Source organism: Paenibacillus sp. NPDC057967, assembly GCF_042887015.1.
Taxonomy (GTDB): domain Bacteria; phylum Bacillota; class Bacilli; order Paenibacillales; family Paenibacillaceae; genus Pristimantibacillus.
The window spans coordinates 105,254-124,478 of record NZ_JBHVQB010000010.1 but is presented as its reverse complement, the minus strand read 5'-3'; the positions used below and the strand labels follow the sequence as shown (position 1 = coordinate 124,478).

Genomic DNA, 19,225 nt, shown 5'->3' with positions numbered 1-19,225 from the left:
AACAGGTATCCGGACATATAAAAAAGCCCTGTATCCCGAAGAATACAGAGCTCTATGTGTATAAGTGCGAAAATTATTTGCCGCGCGACTGCTGCGTATCCACCTTCGCTATACGAACGCCGATACGAGCCAGGAAATTGATGAGCGGACGCTTCGACTTGTCAACGATGCCCGTCAACTCGGCGCCAATCTGCAAGAAGAACATCAGCAAGCATATAACCGCAAAGGTAATCCAATTGGCTGCGCTCGATTGTACGACAGCGGACTGAACAATGGCCAGGACGCCAAAAATTGCGGCAATTCCCCAAATAATCAATACCGTGCGACGATGGCTGAAGCCAAGGTCCTGGAGCCTGTGGTGCAGATGCCCCTTATCCGGCGCAAAGATCGGCTTCTTGTTCACCCAGCGGCGCACAATCGCAAAGAATGTGTCCGAGAGCGGTACGCCGATAATAAGCAGCGGCGTAACGAAGGATACGATCGTCACCTGCTTGAAGCCAAGCATGGATAAGGTCGCCAAGCTAAAGCCCAAGAACAGTGAGCCGGAATCACCCATAAATATTTTGGCAGGATGAAAGTTGAATACTAAAAATCCGATTATGCCGCCGAGCAACAACGTGCTGAGCAGAATAACTGGCTGGAAGCCCATCAGGGACGCCATCACTACAATCGTCGCAATGGAGATACCGGATACGCCAGCGGCGAGCCCGTCGAGGCCATCAATCAAATTAATGGCGTTCGTCACACCGACAATCCAAAGGATAGTAAGCGGAATACCGATCCACTCTGCGATCGGCTGCATGGTCTCACCGAACGGAATGTTGACGAGATCAATCCGTACATCAAAGCCGAATACAACAACGCAGGCGGCTGCAATTTGCCCCAGCAGCTTAACCTTCGCTGACAGCTCGAAGCGGTCATCCAGCGCGCCAAGAATAATAATTATGGTTCCGCCGACAAGGAGCGCATTAATCATGTTCACATCGCGGGGGCGTAACAGTCCGTCCGGGATAAATGGCGAGACGGCCAAGAACGCGCCTACGAATGCGATATAAATGGCAAGTCCTCCGAGACGCGGCATAATGCGCGTATGTACTTTCCGGTGGTTCGGTTTGTCAATGGCACCAATCTTGAACGCAAATTTCTTCACAAGCGGCGTCATGGCAAGTGCTAATAAAAGAGCGATAATAAATCCCATCGTATACAAGAAGCCAACTGGCATGTGTACAACTCTCCTTTTCTGAAAACATAAGCAGTCTTACCCATGAGCGAGTGCTCTGCTTATATTTCACCGGGAAACGGCGCCTTATTCGGCGACTACAGTCACCTGGGCAACCATTTGCTCCGAAGTGAATTATACTCCGTTCGAAAAAGAATTACCAACACCGTTTTCAACCAATTTTCATGAAAATACCGACATTATTGCGCCTCAGGACGAGGTTTTGTCACGTTTTCTTTGTTGCGGAGCACTTTCACGACGAATTTCGGCAGCGCAAGCATCCGCTTATAGCGGGAAGGCTCTTGGAATAAGCGATATAGCCATTCAATTCGGAGCTTCTGATAGAACATCGGCGCGCGCTTCAGCTTGCCGGATACGATATCAAAGCTTCCCCCGACACCCATAATAAAGGGCACGCCGAGACGTTCTTTGTACTGCGCATTCCAAGCTTCCTTATCCATGCCGCGGGCAACGAAAAGCAGATGGGGCTTAAGCTTGCGAATCTCTTCCACAATCTCCTCATCTTCATTCGGGCCAAAAAATCCGTTGCGGCAGCCCACAATACGGACCTGCGGATATTGCAATTGCAGCTTCTCGGCGGCAGCTTCAATGATTTCCTGAGTGGTCCCCAGCAAATAAGCTGTCCAGCGCCGCTTCTCTCCTTGCTCCATGAGCCGATGCATCAGGTCAAAGCCCGCTACACGCTCAGCGACGGGATTGCCTCCCGTCTTGGCAGCCCATACAACCCCTGCGCCATCCGGCACGATCAGGTCAGCCTTGCGTAATACGGCAGCAAATTCTGGTTTGTCCAAAGCTTCCATGACCATAATCGGATTCGCTGTTACGACATGCGTCAAGCGTCCATCCTCAATAGCCTCAGTAAGATAATGAACCGTCTCGTCCATGCTCATTTTCGAGAACGGTACGCCGAATATCGGCACGGTTGGCAGTTGTTTCGACATGAGGAAATCACCTCGATCTATATTGACGCAATATTTGCAAGATTTGTTGCGCGGGATTTTTTGCTTGTTGCTTTAACGTCTCGATAGCGGGACCGTGCTTGATTCGCCACTCCTCCGGCGCGTCAAGCAAATCGCAAGCTTCGTCTGCGAATGACTCGGCATCCAGCGATTCTGTTGTTCCGATCGGACGCAGATTCAAGCGGTTCATAAATTGATCGATCTTAGGGTCGTACGACAGCCCAAGCATCGGAATTTGCTGATTGGCGGCATAGATTAGCGCGTGAAGGCGCATGCCGAACAAAGCGTCACAGCGGCTGACCTCCAGAAGCATCGCCTGGGGGTCGTCGCCAGGAGCGGCCAGCTCGGCGGAGCTTCCTTCGCCGAGCCGGCCGCTCAGCCGTTCCATCACCTCTTCCGACGTTACCCGGTCGGAAGGAGTGTGGAACGGCAAGAAGCGCAGCCGAACCGGCCTGCGCTTCGACAGCGCGACCAGCGCCTCGGCGGCGCGCGCCATATCGGCGCCGTCCTCGCGCCAACGGCGCAGCGAGACGCCGATAATCGGCGGCGTCCCGTCCGCGCTCGCGCGCGGCTCCGCTGCCGGTGAACCCTCCGGCAGCGGCAGCCCCATCACCGGATCGGGCACGACATCGATCCGGTCCAGCGGGATGCCGATCCGCCCCAGCAGAGCGGCGGATTCCGCATCTCGCACCGACACATACTTGCTCCGGCGCATTGCGCTCCGGATCATAGAATCCATGGAGCGGCGATTGATCGGCCCGATTCCCTGTGCATAGGCGAAGGTCGGCTTGCCCAGCCACTGCGCAAGCTTCATGACACCAATGTAATAGGGAATCGTCTTCCCGCTCGTCACGTCCTGGAGCAAGCTGCCTCCGCCGCTGATCAGACCGTCACAGCTGCGGAGCGCGCGGAGCACTTCACCCGGCTTCATCCGGTGGAAGGACTCCACGCCATACATCGCTGTCGTCCATGCCGGATCGGCGCTAAGCACGATAGGCTGGACGATTACGCCCTGCTTGTCTCCTTCATTCTTCAGCGCCAGCAGGATCGAACGAAGCACCGCTTCGTCTCCGCTGTTGCGAAAGCCGTAATATCCGGATATGGCTATGCGGAATATTTGCGAATCATTGGTGCCAGCCATTTGCGCCATGCTCCTTCCAATACGATCCAAGCCGCGATAAAGATCGCGCCGATGATAAGACCTGCGCCCAGGCCAAGCAGTGTGCGTACAATCGAAATATACAGCGGCGTATGAATGTGCGTGAACGTGCTAACCATCGTCAGCTGTCCGATCGCGCCCACAATGATTAATACCCATGCCGCGCGGTAACGAATCGCGAGGAACAGTCCAAGCAGCAGCGGCGGATGTCCCAGCATAAACTCTTTAAAGCGCGGACGAACACCGAACGTCGATTCCAGCCAATTGCGAATAATGAGCTCGATCCAGGAGACTTGTCCCGAGTTGCCTGTGCGGGACAGATAGTAGAAGCCTATCGCGCCTACGACAGCCGCAATAATGATCCAACTAACCAAGATCGGCTGACGAAGCAGCTTGGTCGCGCGCTTGATAACGCCACGGCCTTCATTGCCCTCATAAAGCAGGATGTACAGTGCGATAAGAGCAATAGGACCCAAATGCAATACGCTAACGCCTCTGAATTGCTCCAGCACCAGACTGTACGTAATATTGTTTAGCAAACCGAATACAAGCGGAACGGCCGTAAGCGAGATGCATGTCGCCACGATGAACCAGTTCAGCGCTATACCGATTCTGCGGCCAATAGACACGCTAGGGAATACCCATTGTGTCCGTTCTTCAGGTTCGTTAGCCGGATTCCCAACCGTCCATTCTTCGCCGCCAACCATGCGGCGCTCGCCAATCGTCCGGGAATAGATCCGGTTCATGACCCAAATGAGCGCCAGTGTCGGACCGCTCACCGCTGCTCCAAGCGCAAGCGCTTGCTCCATAAGCGAGCTGTTCAAAACGAACAAGCCTGCGGAACCGATTAAGCCAAGGATAAAGACCAGAATGGAGATATGCGGAATAAACGCGCTGATCAGCAGCGTGATTATCGCAATCGCTCCCAGCGCTACAATACCGCGCACCGGCTTCTCCCATGATGGCTTTTCGTAGGTAAACGCTTGGGCAATTCCCGAAGGGTAACCTGCCTCATCCAACTGGGCGATTACGCCATTAGGCCCGCTCATCGCAGTGGCAAGCTTGTCCACCGAATGATTCAGCAGCCCTGTATCCGCGCTGCCTTGATTCATCGTATTCAGGAAGAACATTCGAATATTGCGATCCTTGGCAGCCAGCAAGAAACGGTCGGCAATGCCTTCCTGCGTCATCTCTATGCTGTCTTCCGGCGACAGGGAGTAAAGCCTTGTCACATTATAATTTGTCAAATAAGCCAATTTATTTATGCCTTGCTGAGGTTTCTTCAAATTCTCAATCGCAATAAGACCGATGTCGTATTGCTTAAGTAATTCGCCGAAGCTGTCAAGGCTATGCAGCGCCGATTGGTCTGACACGCCTTTAGCCTTCTCTCCGTCGAATAGAACACGCGTTATGCCGTACGACTTAAGCCGCTCCAGCTGCGCTGCCGTACGCTCCGAATCGTAGGGTACCACGCGATCTGAGAAGCGCGGCAAAATGTGAAAGCCTTTATCCGTAAGCTCCTCAATGGTCATCGGATCAAAGTCGAACGTTTTCAGCACGGCTGCCGTCAGCGATTCTTCGATTATTAAACCGGGACGTCCATCGAACGACCAATTGCGGACCGGAACTTCCATCCGTCCATACGCTTCGCGCAGAAGCGGACCGATCTTCTCTTCTTCCACACGGCCGTTAAAGAGAACATAGGTATAGTTAACCCGCTCGTCCGGTAATTTTCCTTGCAGCAAAGCGGCATCTTTTTCATTGTAATACGTAAGTCTGCCCGCCTGCATGAGCTCCTTGAGCGAGCTCTCATACAGAGCCATTGTCGTAATGCCGGACTCTTTGAGCAAATCCACCTTTTCATTCAAAAATGACTTGGGATTCGGACGAAGCTCCGCCACCTCCACAATATCCCGATGATCAAATACATACTCGATCGTATTCGATGATTTCTCCATCGCCATTCGCGATAGGCCAAGCGGCATGGCTGCCACTACGCCAATTAGCGTAATGACCCACAGCCACAGCTTTGCTTTCCGATTCCAACGCTGCCAACGCATGAGCACGTTAATCCTCCGTTCTATTCCTTGTTAAGCCAGTCCGTCCACACGGGACATAACCGTCTGCCGCAATTGCTGAAGCGCCGCAGCGGAAGCATCCGCCGACTCTTTCTTTACGCCAAAATAGATTTTAATTTTCGGTTCCGTGCCGGAAGGTCTCAGGCAGAACCATGAACCGTCTTCCAGACCGTATTTCAACACGTTCTCCGGACGAAGGCCGTCCAGACCGATTCCGTAATCCTGAACCGATACGACACGTACGCCATTGATGTCGACTGGAGGGTTGGAGCGCCAATCTTCCATAATCACGCCGATCTTCTGCACGCCATCGAAGCCTTTCAGTGTGCGAGATTCAAGCGCCTCGAGATAGAAGCCATACTGCTCATAAAGCTCCACCAGCACGTCATAAAGAGTCTTGCCTTGACTGCTGTAGTAAGCGGCTGCTTCGCTGATTAACAAAGAAGCAACTACTGCATCCTTATCCCGTGCATATGTACCGGAGAGGTAGCCATAGCTCTCCTCATAACCGAACAAGAAAGCCCGTTTCCCATTCTTCTCGTATGCCGTCATTTTTTCCCCGATATATTTGAAGCCGGTCAGCGTATTTTCGACGCTCATTCCGTAAGAGCGGGCAATATCGGCTCCCATCTCACTTGTCACGATCGTCTTGATGACCACGCCATTACCCGGAAGCAGCCCTCTCTCCTTCAGGATGCTAAGCTTGTAATGAACCATCAAAGCACCAGATTGATTGCCTGACAGCACAACATATTCCCCATTGCCGTCCTTGACGACCGCACCCATCCGGTCTGCATCCGGATCTGTACCGATAATCATATCCGCTGCTTCTTGCTTCGCCAGCGCAATGGCCAGCTCGAACGCTTCCCGTTCTTCCGGATTCGGCGATTTGACCGTGCTGAAGTAGCCGTCAGGCTGCTCCTGCTCCTGGACGACGAGCACCTTCCTGAAACCAGCGCCGAAGAGCGCGTCGCGTACAGGCTTATTACCTGATCCATGCAGCGGCGTAAAGACGATGCCGAAGCGCTCACCCAGCTCACCTTGCAGCAGCTCACGGTTCAGGCTCTCGCCAACAACCGTCTCCGTATATCGGCGGTCCTCATCTTCCCCGAGCCACACAAGCAAGCCCTCTGATTCCGCAGCCCCTTTATTTGCACGTTGAATAACGCCAAAGCTGTCAATAGCCGCAATAGAGGCTATAACCTGCTCAGCGTCCTCCGGTATCAGCTGGCAGCCATCCGCACCGTATGCTTTGTAGCCGTTATATTCCGGCGGGTTATGGCTGGCTGTTATTACAATGCCCCCAGAAGCATCCAAGTCGCGAACAGCGAACGATAACTGCGGCGTAGGGCGCAGCTCCTTGAACAAATAGGCTTTAATTCCGTTCCCGGCAAGCACAAGAGCTGTGTCCAGGGCAAATTCCGCAGAATTGTTACGGGAATCGTAGGCAATGACGACAGAAAGCCCTTTCCCCTCGACGCGATTAGCCAGCAGCCAATTGGCAAGCCCTTGCGTCGCTTTGCCTACCGTATATGCATTCAACCGATTGGTGCCGGCACCCATCACGCCGCGCAGTCCCCCCGTGCCAAATTCAAGCTCGCGGTAAAAACGATCCGTCAGTTCCTTCTCGTCACCTGCAATAGCCCGCAACTCTTCCTTCGTCGCCAAATCGATTACAGGATCATTCAACCAGGCCTCATATCGAGTCTGGATGCTATCATTCGTCAGTTGGCTCACCCTTGACTACCTCTCCCTTGTCTATAGGATTCTTTATCCTTGCATAAAATCCACAATTATGAACGATCAGACAACGCAAACATAAGCTCGCCCTCTGCGACGACCTTATCTCCTACTTTAGCAGTAGCTTTTCCTTTGCCGATTGGCCCCTTCAGACGGGTAATCTCCACTTCGAGAATAAGCGTGTCGCCAGGCTTCACCTGATCGCGGAAACGGAATCCGTCAATTCCTGCGAAAAAGCCCAGTTTTCCTTTATTAGCCTCGACCATCAGCATAGCCACAGAACCAACCTGAGCGAGCGCCTCCACGATCAATACACCCGGCATAACCGGATAACCTGGAAAATGACCGGTGAAAAACGGTTCGTTCATCGTGACATTCTTAAGTCCTACGGCGCGTACGCCCGGTTCGACCTCCACTATACGGTCAATGAGCAAAAATGGCGGTCTGTGTGGAATGATTTCTTGAATTTGGTTAATATCCAGCATCATTATGACTCCTTCAACAATTCATAGTATAAAACGGGCCAATCTAAGCGAAACTAGTCTTATCCTTCATAACTCTGCAGATTATGGAGGTTAAGATAAGGGGGCTTGATCACCCTGACCTAAAGTGTCGGGATCAAGCCTCTTTCTGTTTTTATACTTGCTCTGTAGTTGTGTTATTCTCGCGGTTCAGCTCTTTATAAGACGCCAAATATACGAAAGAAGTTACGAACGAAAACGCAATAACGATCCACAAGTATGTATGGGCGAATGGTGCTTGAAAAAATATAAACATGATCGCAAAATAAAACATCACGGTCGTCAGCTTGCCCATCCAATTGGCAGGCACGGTCCGTTTTCCCCGGAAATGCGTCAATAGCCCTCCCGCAATCATTCCGAGATCGCGCAAAAACATAGCTCCCGCGGCCCACCAAGAGATATGGCTCGTCAGCAGCAATGATAAAATGACGGTAATCAGCATAAGCTTATCCGCCAGAGGGTCAAGCATCTCGCCAACTGTCGTAACTTGTCCGTATCTGCGGGCAATATAGCCGTCCATCACATCTGTGACACCGGCGGCGACCACGACGAGAAAAGCTGGAATCATGTGACCGCTAACAAATATACCAATATAGACAGGAATCAACAGAAATCGCAATGATGTCAGCAGATTGGGCAGATTCAAACGCAACGTTCACACTCCTCCTAGTCCCCGGAATGTCCCACCATGGTTCCCAACTATTATAAACTACCTATACCAAAATGAAAACAAACACCGCTTGCCGCTGATAAAGAAAGGAATTGCACAAAAGGATTGTGCATGCTACAATACTGACTGACCGTTCAGTTTATGTTTTTCAAACGGTCAGTTCCCAAGGAAGGAGAGGCGTCTTGAACAAAAAGAAAACGCAAAGCGAAGAGACGAAATCGCGTATTATAGAAGCTGCGAACATCCTGTTTTCACAACGAGGCTATCATGCTGCTTCTATAGAAGATATCGCTTCCGCTACCGGAGTGAGCAAGGCCAATATTTATTATCACTTCAAAAGCAAGGAAGGATTATTCCTCACGCTGCTGGATCAATTCGAAACGGAATGGAAGTCGCTATGGGCAGAGCAGGAACAGCTCTATGAAACCACGTCGGATATGCTTAATGGCATGATTGAAGCTGGACTGGAACGCGGATTCCATCATCCCTTGAACCGGGCAGCCAGAGAGTTTCTTGAGGAAGCCTGGGGCAAGAGCGAGGAAGGCTGCCGCCAAATCGCCATAAAGACAGAGGAGAATCGTGTATTTTACCAAAAACTGATTCAACGGGGCATTGACTCTGGAGAATTCAAGTCGGTGAACGCCTCAGATCTTGGCCGCGTTCTGGAAGGCATGTTCCGCGGGCTTGGCGATTCCTCGCGCGATTTGAACCTGGAGGAAGCGATTCGGCTTTACCGTGTAGCGTTGGACGCTTTGCTTTACGGGATTAGAGCAACAGACCTTAGGAAAAACTAAATAAAGAACATTTGGATAAGGATTTGGAGGGTTAAAGCAATTATGAATACTTCAGCAGCCGCATCTAGCGCGGCCCCGCAAGATCTGGGCAATATTAAACGATTGCCTATACTGATTTCCCTAATAATCGGCGCGTTCTTCTCGATCTTGAATGAAACGCTGCTGAACATCGCTTTTGTCGATCTCAGTATCGATTTCAACGTTGCCTATACAACCGTTCAGTGGCTGTCAACAAGCTATCTGCTCGTTGTCGGCATACTGATCCCGGTATCCGCTTTATTAGTACAATGGTTTACGACCAGACAAATGTTTTTGGGCGCGATGACACTCTTCTCTATCGGTACGCTTGTATGTGCCCTCGCACCTGAGTTTTATGTTTTGCTGATCGGCCGTGTGATTCAAGCACTAGGTACCGGCCTTATGCTGCCGGTTATGATGAATACCATTCTTGTCCTCTACCCGCCGGAGAAACGCGGCGCAGCAATGGGCAGTATGGGTCTGGTTATTATGTTCGCTCCGGCGATCGGCCCTACGCTGTCGGGACTGATTCTGGAATCGCTGGACTGGCGCTGGTTGTTCTATCTGGTATTGCCGTTCGCGATTTTCTCCATCCTGTTCGCGGCCGTCTTCCTGAAGAACGTGTCCACGATCACTAAACCACGGGTAGACATATTATCCATCCTGTTATCAACTATTGCTTTCGGCGGTCTCGTATTCGGCTTCAGCAGCCTGGGCGAAGGCCACGGCGGCTGGTCCAGCGAGCGTGTCTACCTGCCTGTTATTGCTGGCGGCATTGCGCTGATCCTCTTCATCTGGAGACAGCTTGTCTCCAAAGAGCCGATGCTCGATCTCCGGGCATTCAAAGCGCCGATGTTTTCTTTTGCAACCGTGCTTATTATCATTGTTATGATGTCCCTGTTCTCTACGCTGCTGCTTCTGCCAATTCTGATGCAGCAAGGAATGATGATGACTGCATTCGCAGCAGGCCTCGTCCTTCTGCCGGGCGGCATAGCCAATGGTTTCCTGTCTCCGATTACCGGCAAGCTGTTTGATAAATTCGGACCGCGTGCGCTCGTTATTCCAGGGGCAGCTATTCTTGTCGTCGTCATGTTCTTCTTCACCCAAATATCGCTCGACACCAGCAAAGGCTTCCTCATTCTGCTGCATGTCACGATGAGCATTGCGATGTCCATGATTATGATGCCGGCTCAAACGAACGGATTGAATCAATTGACGCCTAAGTTCTATCCGCATGGCTCCGCTATTATGAATACGCTGCAGCAAGTATCCGGCGCAATTGGCATTGCCTTCTTCATCAGCGTAATGACCACTAGCCAGAAGAACTATCTGGCAGACGTTGCTGATCCCATGTCCAAAGTTGAGCTTGCGAACTCCCTCAGCGTTGGTGTGAACAGCTCGTTCAAGCTTGGATTGGTGTTCGCCATTATTGCACTGATTATGTCACTCTTCATCAAACGTTCCGTCGCGCCAAAGGCCTAAGGTATACGATCGCCGAGCAACGCACCATTCAGGCAAAGCTTGCCTGAATGGACTTGCCCGAATAGCTGCAGACGAAACACTTAACGGAACAGCGTTAACGATTAGTTTGCATGGAGCCCCGTTTAACGGGGCTTTTTTTGTGCACGTTGCGACCGCGGTCGCAGATTAATGCTATCTTCAAAACAAATAAAAAAGAGCTATTCATACAGTGTGTACACTGCATAAATCAGCTCTCTTGATTATATCGACTCGACATGTATGATTAGGATTCAGCGAAGACCAGGTCATACAGATGGCGCCAGGTTGCCCATTCGAATACATCGTTTTTGGAACCATCACCTAAAAACACGAAACCTACGTAAAGCCCGACGATCAGCATCACAATCATCACGATAGGTACAATGCTTTTGCGCAACATCCAAAAGGCAATTCTTGCCCACTTCGGAAATTTGTAATCCTCTTCGTCTTCCTCACCTGGCTCTTCATCCACGGATTTGCGGCTTTTCTCCTTTATCGGATCTGCTGCCTCGCCCGAATAACCAGGCTGAGTGCCGCCATGCCGCTGCGTACGGGAAAGCGTCGTGCTCATGGAGCCATAACGCAACGTTCTTCCCTCATCGCCATCTTTCTTCATGGACCCGTTCTCGAATTCTCTGCGGCTCGCGGGGATTCGATCATCGGCCATACCTATCACCTTCATTCGTTCTTACGCGCGTATCGAGTTCGCAAGGCCCATCATCGTATCGCTGGACGATAAAGCTCTTGCTGCCAATTGATAAGCACGCTGAACATTGATAAGCTCCGTCGCTTCATCTACATACTCGACGTTGGACTGTTCCAGATAGCCTTGACGCAAAGCGATCCGATTATCCAGAGTTGGAGTAATCTCCTGAACAACATCGTCTACATTGATGCCCGTCGCGATCGCGAACAAATTATCCGCTACTGCCGTCAGTGCGGCCGGACGGGTTGCTTGAAGCAATTTGATGCTGCCCAGATTAATCGTACCTGCAGAAGATACGCCAAGTACGGTTCCGTCAGCATCGACACGGAGATTATAGCCTGCTGGCAACACAATATTCCCCTCGACGATATTGCCGTTGCCGTCAGGGATATTCGCGATAACCGGATAGCCTTTTTCCGTTGCCAAAATCGTATCACCGTTTGCCGCCATCGTCAACTGGAAGGCGCCGCTTCGCGTATAGGCACGGTTGCCCGCACCGTCTACTTGCACTTCAAAAAGCGCATTTCCTTCGATCGCCAGATCCGTCGGCACGCTTGTTTCTTTCATCGGTCCTTGGGATAGATTCGGCTGAATCATGGTCAGTTTGGAGCCCCAGCCCTGGCTGAAATCAAGCGGCGTCAGCCTGCCCGGCTGACTGAATGTATCAGGTTGTCTCTTGACATTATTAAGCAAATCCTCGAAGGTCGCTTCCTTCTTCTTGTAGCCTACCGTATTGACGTTGGCCATATTGTCAGCGATGAGGTCCAGCTTCTGCTGAAGCGCGTTCATCGATACCATCGCATTGATCATGGATGCATTCATGTCGCAATTCCTCCCTTAGCTCGTCCGTATCTCGTCTAGCCTACCCGTCCTACTTCATTAGCCGCTTTCTGCAAGCTTTGATCATAAAATTGAATGACCTTCTGATTGGCCTCATAGGCGCGCAGAGCAGACATCAAGTCTACAGCCGCTTGGGCGGAATCCACGTTGGAACGCTCCACATAACCTTGTCTAACTTCAATTCGCTCGCCCACCTCGATTGCACGGGCTTGTCCGCGGTCATCAACGAAACGGAAGTTGCCGTTGCCTTCTCTGACCAGATCATTCGGATTCTCAATTCGGGTAATGAGCAGCTGAGCCCCTATATCGACGCCGTTGCTGTCTACAAAGCGCTGGTCGTCCGTCAGAATCAGGCTGTCCAGCCCTACACCTGCAGGAAGCTGAATAGGCGCCCCGTTGGTGCCAAGAACATTGGAACCGTCGCTGGTCATCAGAAATCCGTCACCCGTAACCGTAAACTTGCCGCCCCTTGTATAACGAATATCGCCATTGCCATCCTGTACGGTGAAGAAGGCTTGCGGCTGGAATACTGGCACGCCATCCGGTCCGGTAGCCTTCCCCGATGCGTCAAAGGCAAGTCCGTCGACTTCTATATTGGATATCAATGCAAAATCGGAGGACTGGTTCGTCTGTGTCAGATCGCCCTGCAGGTGAATGGACAGACTCTCCTCAGCAAATACCCCGCTTGTCCAGCGTCCGACAGTCGTGCGCTCCGCCTGATCCACGCCTGTCAACGACAAGAGCATCTCCGGAAAAGAACGTGTAACCGCGTTGGTCTGCTTGTAGCCTGGCGTATGGATATTGGCGATATTGTTCGTCACCGTGTCGTGGCGACGCTGCTGGGCAATCATGCCCGATGCTGCCGTGTATAGTCCTCTTAGCATGACAATTCCTCCTCAAATGTTTGCGAAGCAAACATAGCTTCGAAAGCATACGCTTAATGTTTACAAAGTAAACATAGCATCGAAAGCATTAGTCTAATGTTTACAAAGTAAACATAGCTTCCGTCCCGATTCGTGATCTCTATCCTCTATTATCGGTTGGCGGCGAGGCCCTCTGAATAGCTCATGACCATGACCTTAGACTCATTTCCGCTTCGGCACGCCCCCCAATGGCGCCCTACCCGCGAAAGCTTGTCCTGTGACAAAAACCATTTATTTTTTGAGCTTGTCCAAGTTATCGAGCAGAATGCCCGTCCCCTTGACGACGCAATGCATCGGGTTTTCAGCGATCAAAACCGGCACCTTCAGCTCGTCCGCAAGCAGTGTATCAAGCCCGTCCAGCAGTGCGCCGCCACCGGTCAGGATTACACCTCTGTCAATGATATCCGCCGATAGTTCCGGCGGCGTCTGTTCGAGCACGAATTTCGCAGCCGCTACAATGGACATCACAGGATCCCATAGCGCTTCCCTAATTTCGCCCGAACGAATCGTCACCGTAAGAGGCAGTCCGGAGACCATGTCGCGGCCCCGAATATCCATCTCTTCCACACGACCGTTGTCGTATACCGTACCAATCTTAATTTTGATATCCTCGCTTGTCCGCTCACCGATTAATAGCTTGTACTTATTTTTGATGTACTTCATGATGGCGTCGTCGAACTTATCCCCCGCGACTTTAATCGAGGAAGCCGTAACAATGTCGCCCATGGACAAGACGGCTACGTCCGTCGTGCCGCCGCCGATATCCACTACCATATTGCCGCTAGGCTGGAAGATATCCATGCCTGCTCCAATCGCAGCAGCCTTAGGCTCTTCTTCCAAATAAACTTCTTTCGCGCCGCTGCGCTCGGCAGCCTCGCGAATCGCCTTCTGCTCCACGGAAGTAATATTCGTTGGGGCGCAGATGAGAATACGTGGACGGCTGAACCACTTGCGGCCGTCCACGCGGTCAATAAACGCTTTCAACATAATTTCCGTAATCTCGAAATCGGCAATAACGCCGTCCCTCAGCGGCCGGATGGCCACAATATTCCCAGGCGTACGCCCGACCATGCGATGCGCGTCCTCGCCAACAGCGAGCACCTTCTTGCTGTCGCTCTCAATGGCGACGACAGACGGCTCGTCAAGCACGACGCCTTTCCCTTTCACATGAATAGACACATTGGCTGTCCCAAGATCAATTCCGATATCCTTGCTCAGCATAAGGCTTAAGTCCCCCAACGAATAATGATAATCGTAACGTTCCACTTCTGTTTTCCCAGAACAGGAAAAACCCCTAACGAACATTATTCGCCAAAAAGGACAAAAATCCTCTATGCTTTGTAAAAAAATCAGGAATCCCTTCAGAAGACGTTACGCCTTTCCAGCAGCCAATACCTCGCGTTTTTTGGCACTCGTTTTTTTGTACTTGATTTTAGTCGCTTCTCCTCCTCTGAGGTGCCTGATCGACTTGTGGTACTCGAGAATGTGCTTAACCTGGTCCGCCAGGTCGGGGTTAATCTCCGGCAACCGTTCGGTCAAATCCTTATGCACCGTGCTCTTGGACACGCCGAACTCTTTGGCGATCGTTCGTACCGTTTGCTTCGTCTCCACGATGCAACGGCCTATTTTAATGGTTCGCTCTTTGATGTAATCGTGCACGTTCCCGCCTCCCTACTCGAGATAGTTTGGTACATTATATGAGTGCAGCGTGTAGATATTCTTTATGTCCAAGCGTGACAAGCCCTGAAAGGCAATAATTTTTGAAAAAAACAAAACAGGCGGGGGAATTGTCCCCCGCCTGTCGCAACTTTCGGCCTATTCGCCAGCTGCCCAGAATTATTCGGAAATGTACTGGCTTGGATTAACGGTCTTACCGTTCAACCGAGTTTCGAAGTGAAGGTGGATGCCAAGTTCGCGTTCCAGATCGCTGCGGCCTGCTTGTGCGATCACTGTTCCTTGACTCACTTCATCGCCTTCTTCCACTTGAACGTCCGTCAAGCTTTGGTATACGGTCACGAGACCGTTGCCATGGCTAATCTCAATGACATTGCCATTAAGCGGATGCGGCTCCACACGCGTTACCTTGCCGTTCAGAGCAGCAAGCACGTCGAACGGCTGGCCGCTCGGATCGACGAAGTCGATGCCCGTATGCGGCGAATACGTCGTTCCGACCTGGACAAGCGCGGCTTCTTTCTCGGTCTCGCTTGCTTTCTCATCATAAAACTTGGTTTCCACTTGCAGCTCCTGCTTGCTCGCTACCGGCCACTTCATGTCCTCGGCGATAGCCACAACGTCGACTTCATCCTCCGGCGCAATCTGGCCTTCGCCTTCTTCACCTTTCGCGACCTCAGTAGAGTTGTCCGGGACCGTTGTCGGCTTCGCCGGATCAGATCCCTGATAGATCCACATTAAGGTTACGATAATTGCCGCCGCAGCCATGAAGATTGCTGGAGAAACCCAACGCTTTGCGAATAGTTTCTTCAGTCCGCTGCTAGATTTCGCGGCAGACGCTCCTCCCAGTGAGTTTTTGGGAGATTCCTCTGGTCTTTGCTTTTGTTTGTTCTGGTTTTGATCATTCATTGATATCACCTCACTAGCCATTGTTGCCACATCTGCTAGGTTTATACGTGAGGCATATCAAATTTTAAGAGGTTGTCCGGTTTGGAAGCTTCGAAGCTTGTTCCACTTTCGTTCCCGTATAGTAATGCAACAGAATCTCGCTCGCGAACTTCCCTTCTTGCGCCATTCCGTTGGCTCCCCACTGGCTCATACCGACACCGTGTCCTAGCCCGTAGGTCAAGATAACTATCTCGTCGCCTTCGAACTTCCAGCTGAAATGAGAGGATGCAAGACCTAGCTTCTCTCTTACTTCCCTGCCGCTAAAAGATATGCCGTTTATGACAACCTCTTTGATCCGGTTTCCTTCCGTACGTTTCGTTACATGAATGGATAGCTTGGAGCTTGCTGCCTTTCCCTTTAAACCAAGCGCCCGGTACAATTCCTTTCTAGAGAATGAAGTCTCCGCTTCGTAACGGGGAGAGATGTCTTCATCCCAAGGACTCTCTACACTGCGCAAGTAAGGGAGCGATTGCGTCCAGTAGTCTTCCGCATTTTCTGTAAAGCCATTGCTAGTAGAAAAAAACGCCGCCTCAATAGGTTCGCCCTTATAGGTTAAAATATATCCTCGCGTCTCGTCTACCGCTCGTTTGAGCTTGGCCAAATTCACTGTTTTGTCCTGGCCCTTCCACCGTTTGCCCAGCTCGTCCTTCGATAGATACGCCTGATGCTGTACCGTATCCAGCACATCCGCTCTTTCGCTTGCCATCTCCGCCGAGGACAACCGGCGAACAATGTAGGTGCGGGCCGCAATCGCTTGTGCCTTCATCGCCTCCAGTTCAAAGTCAATCGGCATTTCGGCGGCAAGTACACCCATTACATACGTCTCCAGCGGTACGCTCTCTACCTTCTTCCGATCTGTCAGATAGACACGAACGCGCTGATTGTCCAGTGCGCCTTTAGCCGGGACCGCCAGTTCTGCGGCTCCCGTTCTTGGCTCGCTTACAGGCAACGGCTCAACAACAACTGAGTTTGTTGGTTCCTTCGCGCCATCATCTTGCCGTACAACCGGCTTCGGCTTTGCGGTGTGGTCTACCTCTGGGGCAGGCTCGACCGATTCTGGAGCCAGCCCTGCCGTTTCATTGATATGGGACGCAGCCGCTGCTCTTCTCTCCGCGGCAGCCGCATCGGAGGCTATGATCATGCCTCTCATTCCGAATACTGTGAAACCGAGCAAAACGCCGATGCAAAAGATGATCCACCATTGCTTGCTTCTACGCAAGCTTAATCCAACTCTAGCAAGCTTTCCCGCCATGCTAAGCCTGCCGACCTCCCTCCATTCCAGCGCTGGAGCCGTTTGTCTCCATGCCGCGCTTCTATATGGACGTCTCTTGCCTCACGTCCTAATAGTACAGTCTATGAAGTCTTCTAGTAGGATAGAAGCAAAATGAAGCTTCTCTAATCTCTTTTGCGGCGGGTTCTATCAATCGCATCATGTCTTATCCCGGCAATCAGCCTTCACAGAGCATCAAAAAAACGGGAGACTCCTTGCGCCGTCCGGTCTGGCCGGACAGGCTGCTAGAGAATCTCCCGTTTGTTCTTGTTTACGATTACGTTAAGCCCAAGTGGGCTGCACCTTCAGTACTGCAACTTCCTTCTCCCGCTTGTACGTTGATGAATCGGCCGCTTTGCTAGCTGCCTGAGCAGTTGCCACGGTCTCTGACGCTTCCTCACGATAAATGGTGGCGCCAAGCGATGCCAGCTTACCTGTAATATCCACGTAGCCGCGATCAATATGATGCAAGCCTGTTACCTCCGTCTCGCCATCAGCGCGTAAGGCGGCACAGATCAGAGCAGCACCTGCGCGAAGATCTGTAGCGCATACCTTTGCTCCCGTGAGCGGTACACCGCCAGTCACAATAGCAGAGCGTCCATCTACCTTAATGCTGGCATTCATCTTCTGGAATTGCTCCACATGCATGAAGCGATTCTCGAATACCGTCTCTGTCACGACGCTCGTACCTTCCGATACGAGAAGCAGCGCCATCATTTGAGACTGCATATCCGTTGGGAAGCCAGGATGCGGCAGCGTCTTGACGTCAACCGCCTTCAGCGGATGGCCGGAGCGGACGCGGATGCCGCTGTCACTCTCGGTAATCTCGACACCCATCTCTTGAAGCTTGGAGATGACTGGCGTCAGATGATCGGCGATGGCTCCTTCAATGAAGACATCTCCGCCTGTAATGGCAGAAGCGATCATATACGTACCCGCTTCTACGCGGTCAGGAATAACATTGTGCTTGGCGCCCTTCATACGCTCCACGCCTTCAATACGGATCATTCCTGTGCCTGCGCCGCGGACCTTGCCGCCCATCGCATTGATATAGTTGGCGAGATCCACAATCTCCGGCTCTTTCGCCGCATTTTCAATCGTCGTGGTACCGTTTGCCAGAGCAGCCGCCATCATAATATTCTCCGTTGCGCCTACGCTTGCAACGTCCAAATAAATTTTGGCGCCTCTCAGCCTGGTCGGCGCTGTCGCCTCGATAAAGCCTTGCCCGAGTGTAATCTCGGCGCCCATCGCCTCGAAGCCCTTCAAATGCTGGTCAATCGGTCTGGTACCGATTGCACAGCCGCCCGGAAGAGAAATCCGTACCTTACCGATACGGGCCAGCAAAGGACCCATAACCAGGAAGGACGCTCTCATCTTGCGAATGAGCTCGTAAGGCGCTTCGAATGATGAAATTAAAGGTGCGGATACCCGCATGGTTTCATTATTATAAGAAATTTGGGCCCCCAGAGAAGCGAGCACGTTCTGAATCGTCATAACGTCGTCGAGGAGGGGAACGTCACAGATGACGCTGTCTCCTTCCGTCGCTAGTAATGAGGCAGCAAGAATGGGGAGCACTGCATTTTTGGCGCCGCTTACGCGGACCGTGCCCGTTAGACGCTGGCCTCCGCGGACGATAATTTTAGTCATCTTTGTGTTCCCTCCGCGAATAGCAATTTCAATAATTAGACAGATTTCGATCGCATTACTAACCTTCATCTTAACATTATGCTGCAATAATCGACAAGGGTTAAATTCTTTCCACTTTTTGCATCTGTGCCACTTGGCAATAATTGCGGGGTGAAATACAGCGGTAGCCGCTATCTAACCCTGTACTGCGGGCTGATATCGCCCTTTTTTGTCGACTAATTTCAACAAATTGTGCAGCATGGTATTACCCATTGTTAACATGTTTCGCTGTTGTTATTCGACAAAGGTTTTAAGCATGACAGTGTAATTCCAATATTGCAAGATAAACTGTGCGAACATATGCCCAAGTGCGACAGTAAGCACAATTTTCAGCACCTGCGCCTTTCGGCTGTTAGGGAAATGAAAAAACGTCTCCCACTTTACTTCGCGAATCAGCATCCAGACGAGCAGAATGCTGAGCAGTTCCACAACGATCGAGAACATCCCCGTTAATCCGTTCATCCGGAGCAAATCGCCCATTACATCATTGTTTCCCATAGCT

18 protein-coding genes are annotated in these 19,225 nt (G+C 51.5%); 2 read left to right on the top strand and 16 right to left on the bottom strand.

Going from position 1 to position 19,225, the window contains the following annotated elements:
- Nucleotides 1-73 precede the first annotated feature (73 nt).
- The 7 genes from ACFVSO_RS24355 to ACFVSO_RS24325 form a co-directional block, all read right to left on the bottom strand.
- Nucleotides 74-1,222, bottom strand: a complete 1,149-nt coding sequence (locus tag ACFVSO_RS24355; protein ID WP_387478739.1) for a glycosyltransferase family 4 protein — start codon at nucleotides 1,220-1,222, stop codon at nucleotides 74-76.
- A gap of 197 nt (nucleotides 1,223-1,419) precedes the next feature.
- The gene (locus ACFVSO_RS24350; protein WP_387478737.1) at nucleotides 1,420-2,181 is read right to left on the bottom strand and encodes a WecB/TagA/CpsF family glycosyltransferase; all 762 of its coding nucleotides are present in this window, start codon (nucleotides 2,179-2,181) and stop codon (nucleotides 1,420-1,422) included.
- Between the two features lie 7 nt (nucleotides 2,182-2,188).
- On the bottom strand, nucleotides 2,189-3,340 hold the full coding sequence (gene csaB, locus ACFVSO_RS24345) for a polysaccharide pyruvyl transferase CsaB (RefSeq protein WP_387478735.1): 1,152 nt from the start codon (nucleotides 3,338-3,340) through the stop codon (nucleotides 2,189-2,191).
- Entirely contained in the window at nucleotides 3,304-5,418 is a 2,115-nt protein-coding gene (locus ACFVSO_RS24340; RefSeq protein ID WP_387478733.1) for a DUF5693 family protein, read from the bottom strand. Before ACFVSO_RS24340 ends, csaB begins: the two co-directional genes overlap by 37 nt.
- A 30-nt stretch (nucleotides 5,419-5,448) precedes the next feature.
- Nucleotides 5,449-7,164, bottom strand: coding sequence for a phospho-sugar mutase (locus ACFVSO_RS24335; protein ID WP_387478901.1), 1,716 nt, complete (start codon nucleotides 7,162-7,164; stop codon nucleotides 5,449-5,451).
- Nucleotides 7,165-7,229: 65 nt separating this feature from the next.
- Nucleotides 7,230-7,661, bottom strand: a complete 432-nt coding sequence (gene fabZ, locus ACFVSO_RS24330; RefSeq protein ID WP_387478898.1) for a 3-hydroxyacyl-ACP dehydratase FabZ — start codon at nucleotides 7,659-7,661, stop codon at nucleotides 7,230-7,232.
- A gap of 151 nt (nucleotides 7,662-7,812) precedes the next feature.
- A complete protein-coding gene (locus ACFVSO_RS24325) occupies nucleotides 7,813-8,343 on the bottom strand; it encodes a CDP-alcohol phosphatidyltransferase family protein (RefSeq protein ID WP_387478895.1) in 531 nt (176 codons plus the stop codon).
- 206 nt (nucleotides 8,344-8,549) lie between these two features.
- On the opposite strand from ACFVSO_RS24325, the gene ACFVSO_RS24320 reads away from it, so the two are divergent.
- Together ACFVSO_RS24320 and ACFVSO_RS24315 are read left to right on the top strand one after the other, a co-directional pair.
- Nucleotides 8,550-9,161: a TetR/AcrR family transcriptional regulator gene (locus tag ACFVSO_RS24320; RefSeq protein ID WP_387478731.1), complete on the top strand. Its 612-nt coding sequence runs from the start codon at nucleotides 8,550-8,552 to the stop codon at nucleotides 9,159-9,161.
- A 42-nt stretch (nucleotides 9,162-9,203) separates the two neighbouring features.
- Nucleotides 9,204-10,661 carry an MDR family MFS transporter gene (locus ACFVSO_RS24315; protein ID WP_387478728.1) on the top strand — a complete coding sequence of 486 codons (1,458 nt, stop codon included), beginning with the start codon at nucleotides 9,204-9,206 and terminating at the stop codon, nucleotides 10,659-10,661.
- 262 nt (nucleotides 10,662-10,923) lie between these two features.
- Here ACFVSO_RS24315 and ACFVSO_RS24310 read toward each other — a convergent pair whose 3' ends face one another.
- The 9 genes from ACFVSO_RS24310 to ACFVSO_RS24270 form a co-directional block, all read right to left on the bottom strand.
- Nucleotides 10,924-11,346 (bottom strand): DNA-directed RNA polymerase subunit beta, encoded by a 423-nt coding sequence (locus ACFVSO_RS24310; RefSeq protein WP_387478725.1) that lies wholly within the window; start codon nucleotides 11,344-11,346, stop codon nucleotides 10,924-10,926.
- Nucleotides 11,347-11,367: 21 nt separating this feature from the next.
- The gene (locus ACFVSO_RS24305) at nucleotides 11,368-12,207 is read right to left on the bottom strand and encodes a flagellar hook-basal body protein (protein WP_387478722.1); all 840 of its coding nucleotides are present in this window, start codon (nucleotides 12,205-12,207) and stop codon (nucleotides 11,368-11,370) included.
- Nucleotides 12,208-12,242: 35 nt separating this feature from the next.
- On the bottom strand, nucleotides 12,243-13,109 hold the full coding sequence (locus ACFVSO_RS24300) for a flagellar hook-basal body protein (RefSeq protein ID WP_387478719.1): 867 nt from the start codon (nucleotides 13,107-13,109) through the stop codon (nucleotides 12,243-12,245).
- A gap of 270 nt (nucleotides 13,110-13,379) precedes the next feature.
- Nucleotides 13,380-14,369 (bottom strand): rod shape-determining protein, encoded by a 990-nt coding sequence (gene mreB, locus ACFVSO_RS24295; RefSeq protein WP_387478716.1) that lies wholly within the window; start codon nucleotides 14,367-14,369, stop codon nucleotides 13,380-13,382.
- A gap of 150 nt (nucleotides 14,370-14,519) precedes the next feature.
- Nucleotides 14,520-14,807, bottom strand: a complete 288-nt coding sequence (gene spoIIID / locus ACFVSO_RS24290) for a sporulation transcriptional regulator SpoIIID (RefSeq protein WP_387478713.1) — start codon at nucleotides 14,805-14,807, stop codon at nucleotides 14,520-14,522.
- Between the two features lie 177 nt (nucleotides 14,808-14,984).
- The gene (locus tag ACFVSO_RS24285; protein ID WP_387478710.1) at nucleotides 14,985-15,728 is read right to left on the bottom strand and encodes a peptidoglycan DD-metalloendopeptidase family protein; all 744 of its coding nucleotides are present in this window, start codon (nucleotides 15,726-15,728) and stop codon (nucleotides 14,985-14,987) included.
- Between the two features lie 64 nt (nucleotides 15,729-15,792).
- Nucleotides 15,793-17,019, bottom strand: coding sequence for a stage II sporulation protein D (gene spoIID / locus ACFVSO_RS24280; protein WP_387478707.1), 1,227 nt, complete (start codon nucleotides 17,017-17,019; stop codon nucleotides 15,793-15,795).
- Between the two features lie 300 nt (nucleotides 17,020-17,319).
- Nucleotides 17,320-18,684, bottom strand: a complete 1,365-nt coding sequence (gene murA / locus ACFVSO_RS24275; RefSeq protein WP_387478704.1) for a UDP-N-acetylglucosamine 1-carboxyvinyltransferase — start codon at nucleotides 18,682-18,684, stop codon at nucleotides 17,320-17,322.
- A gap of 273 nt (nucleotides 18,685-18,957) precedes the next feature.
- Nucleotides 18,958-19,221 (bottom strand): DUF1146 domain-containing protein, encoded by a 264-nt coding sequence (locus tag ACFVSO_RS24270; protein ID WP_387478702.1) that lies wholly within the window; start codon nucleotides 19,219-19,221, stop codon nucleotides 18,958-18,960.
- Nucleotides 19,222-19,225 lie beyond the last annotated feature (4 nt).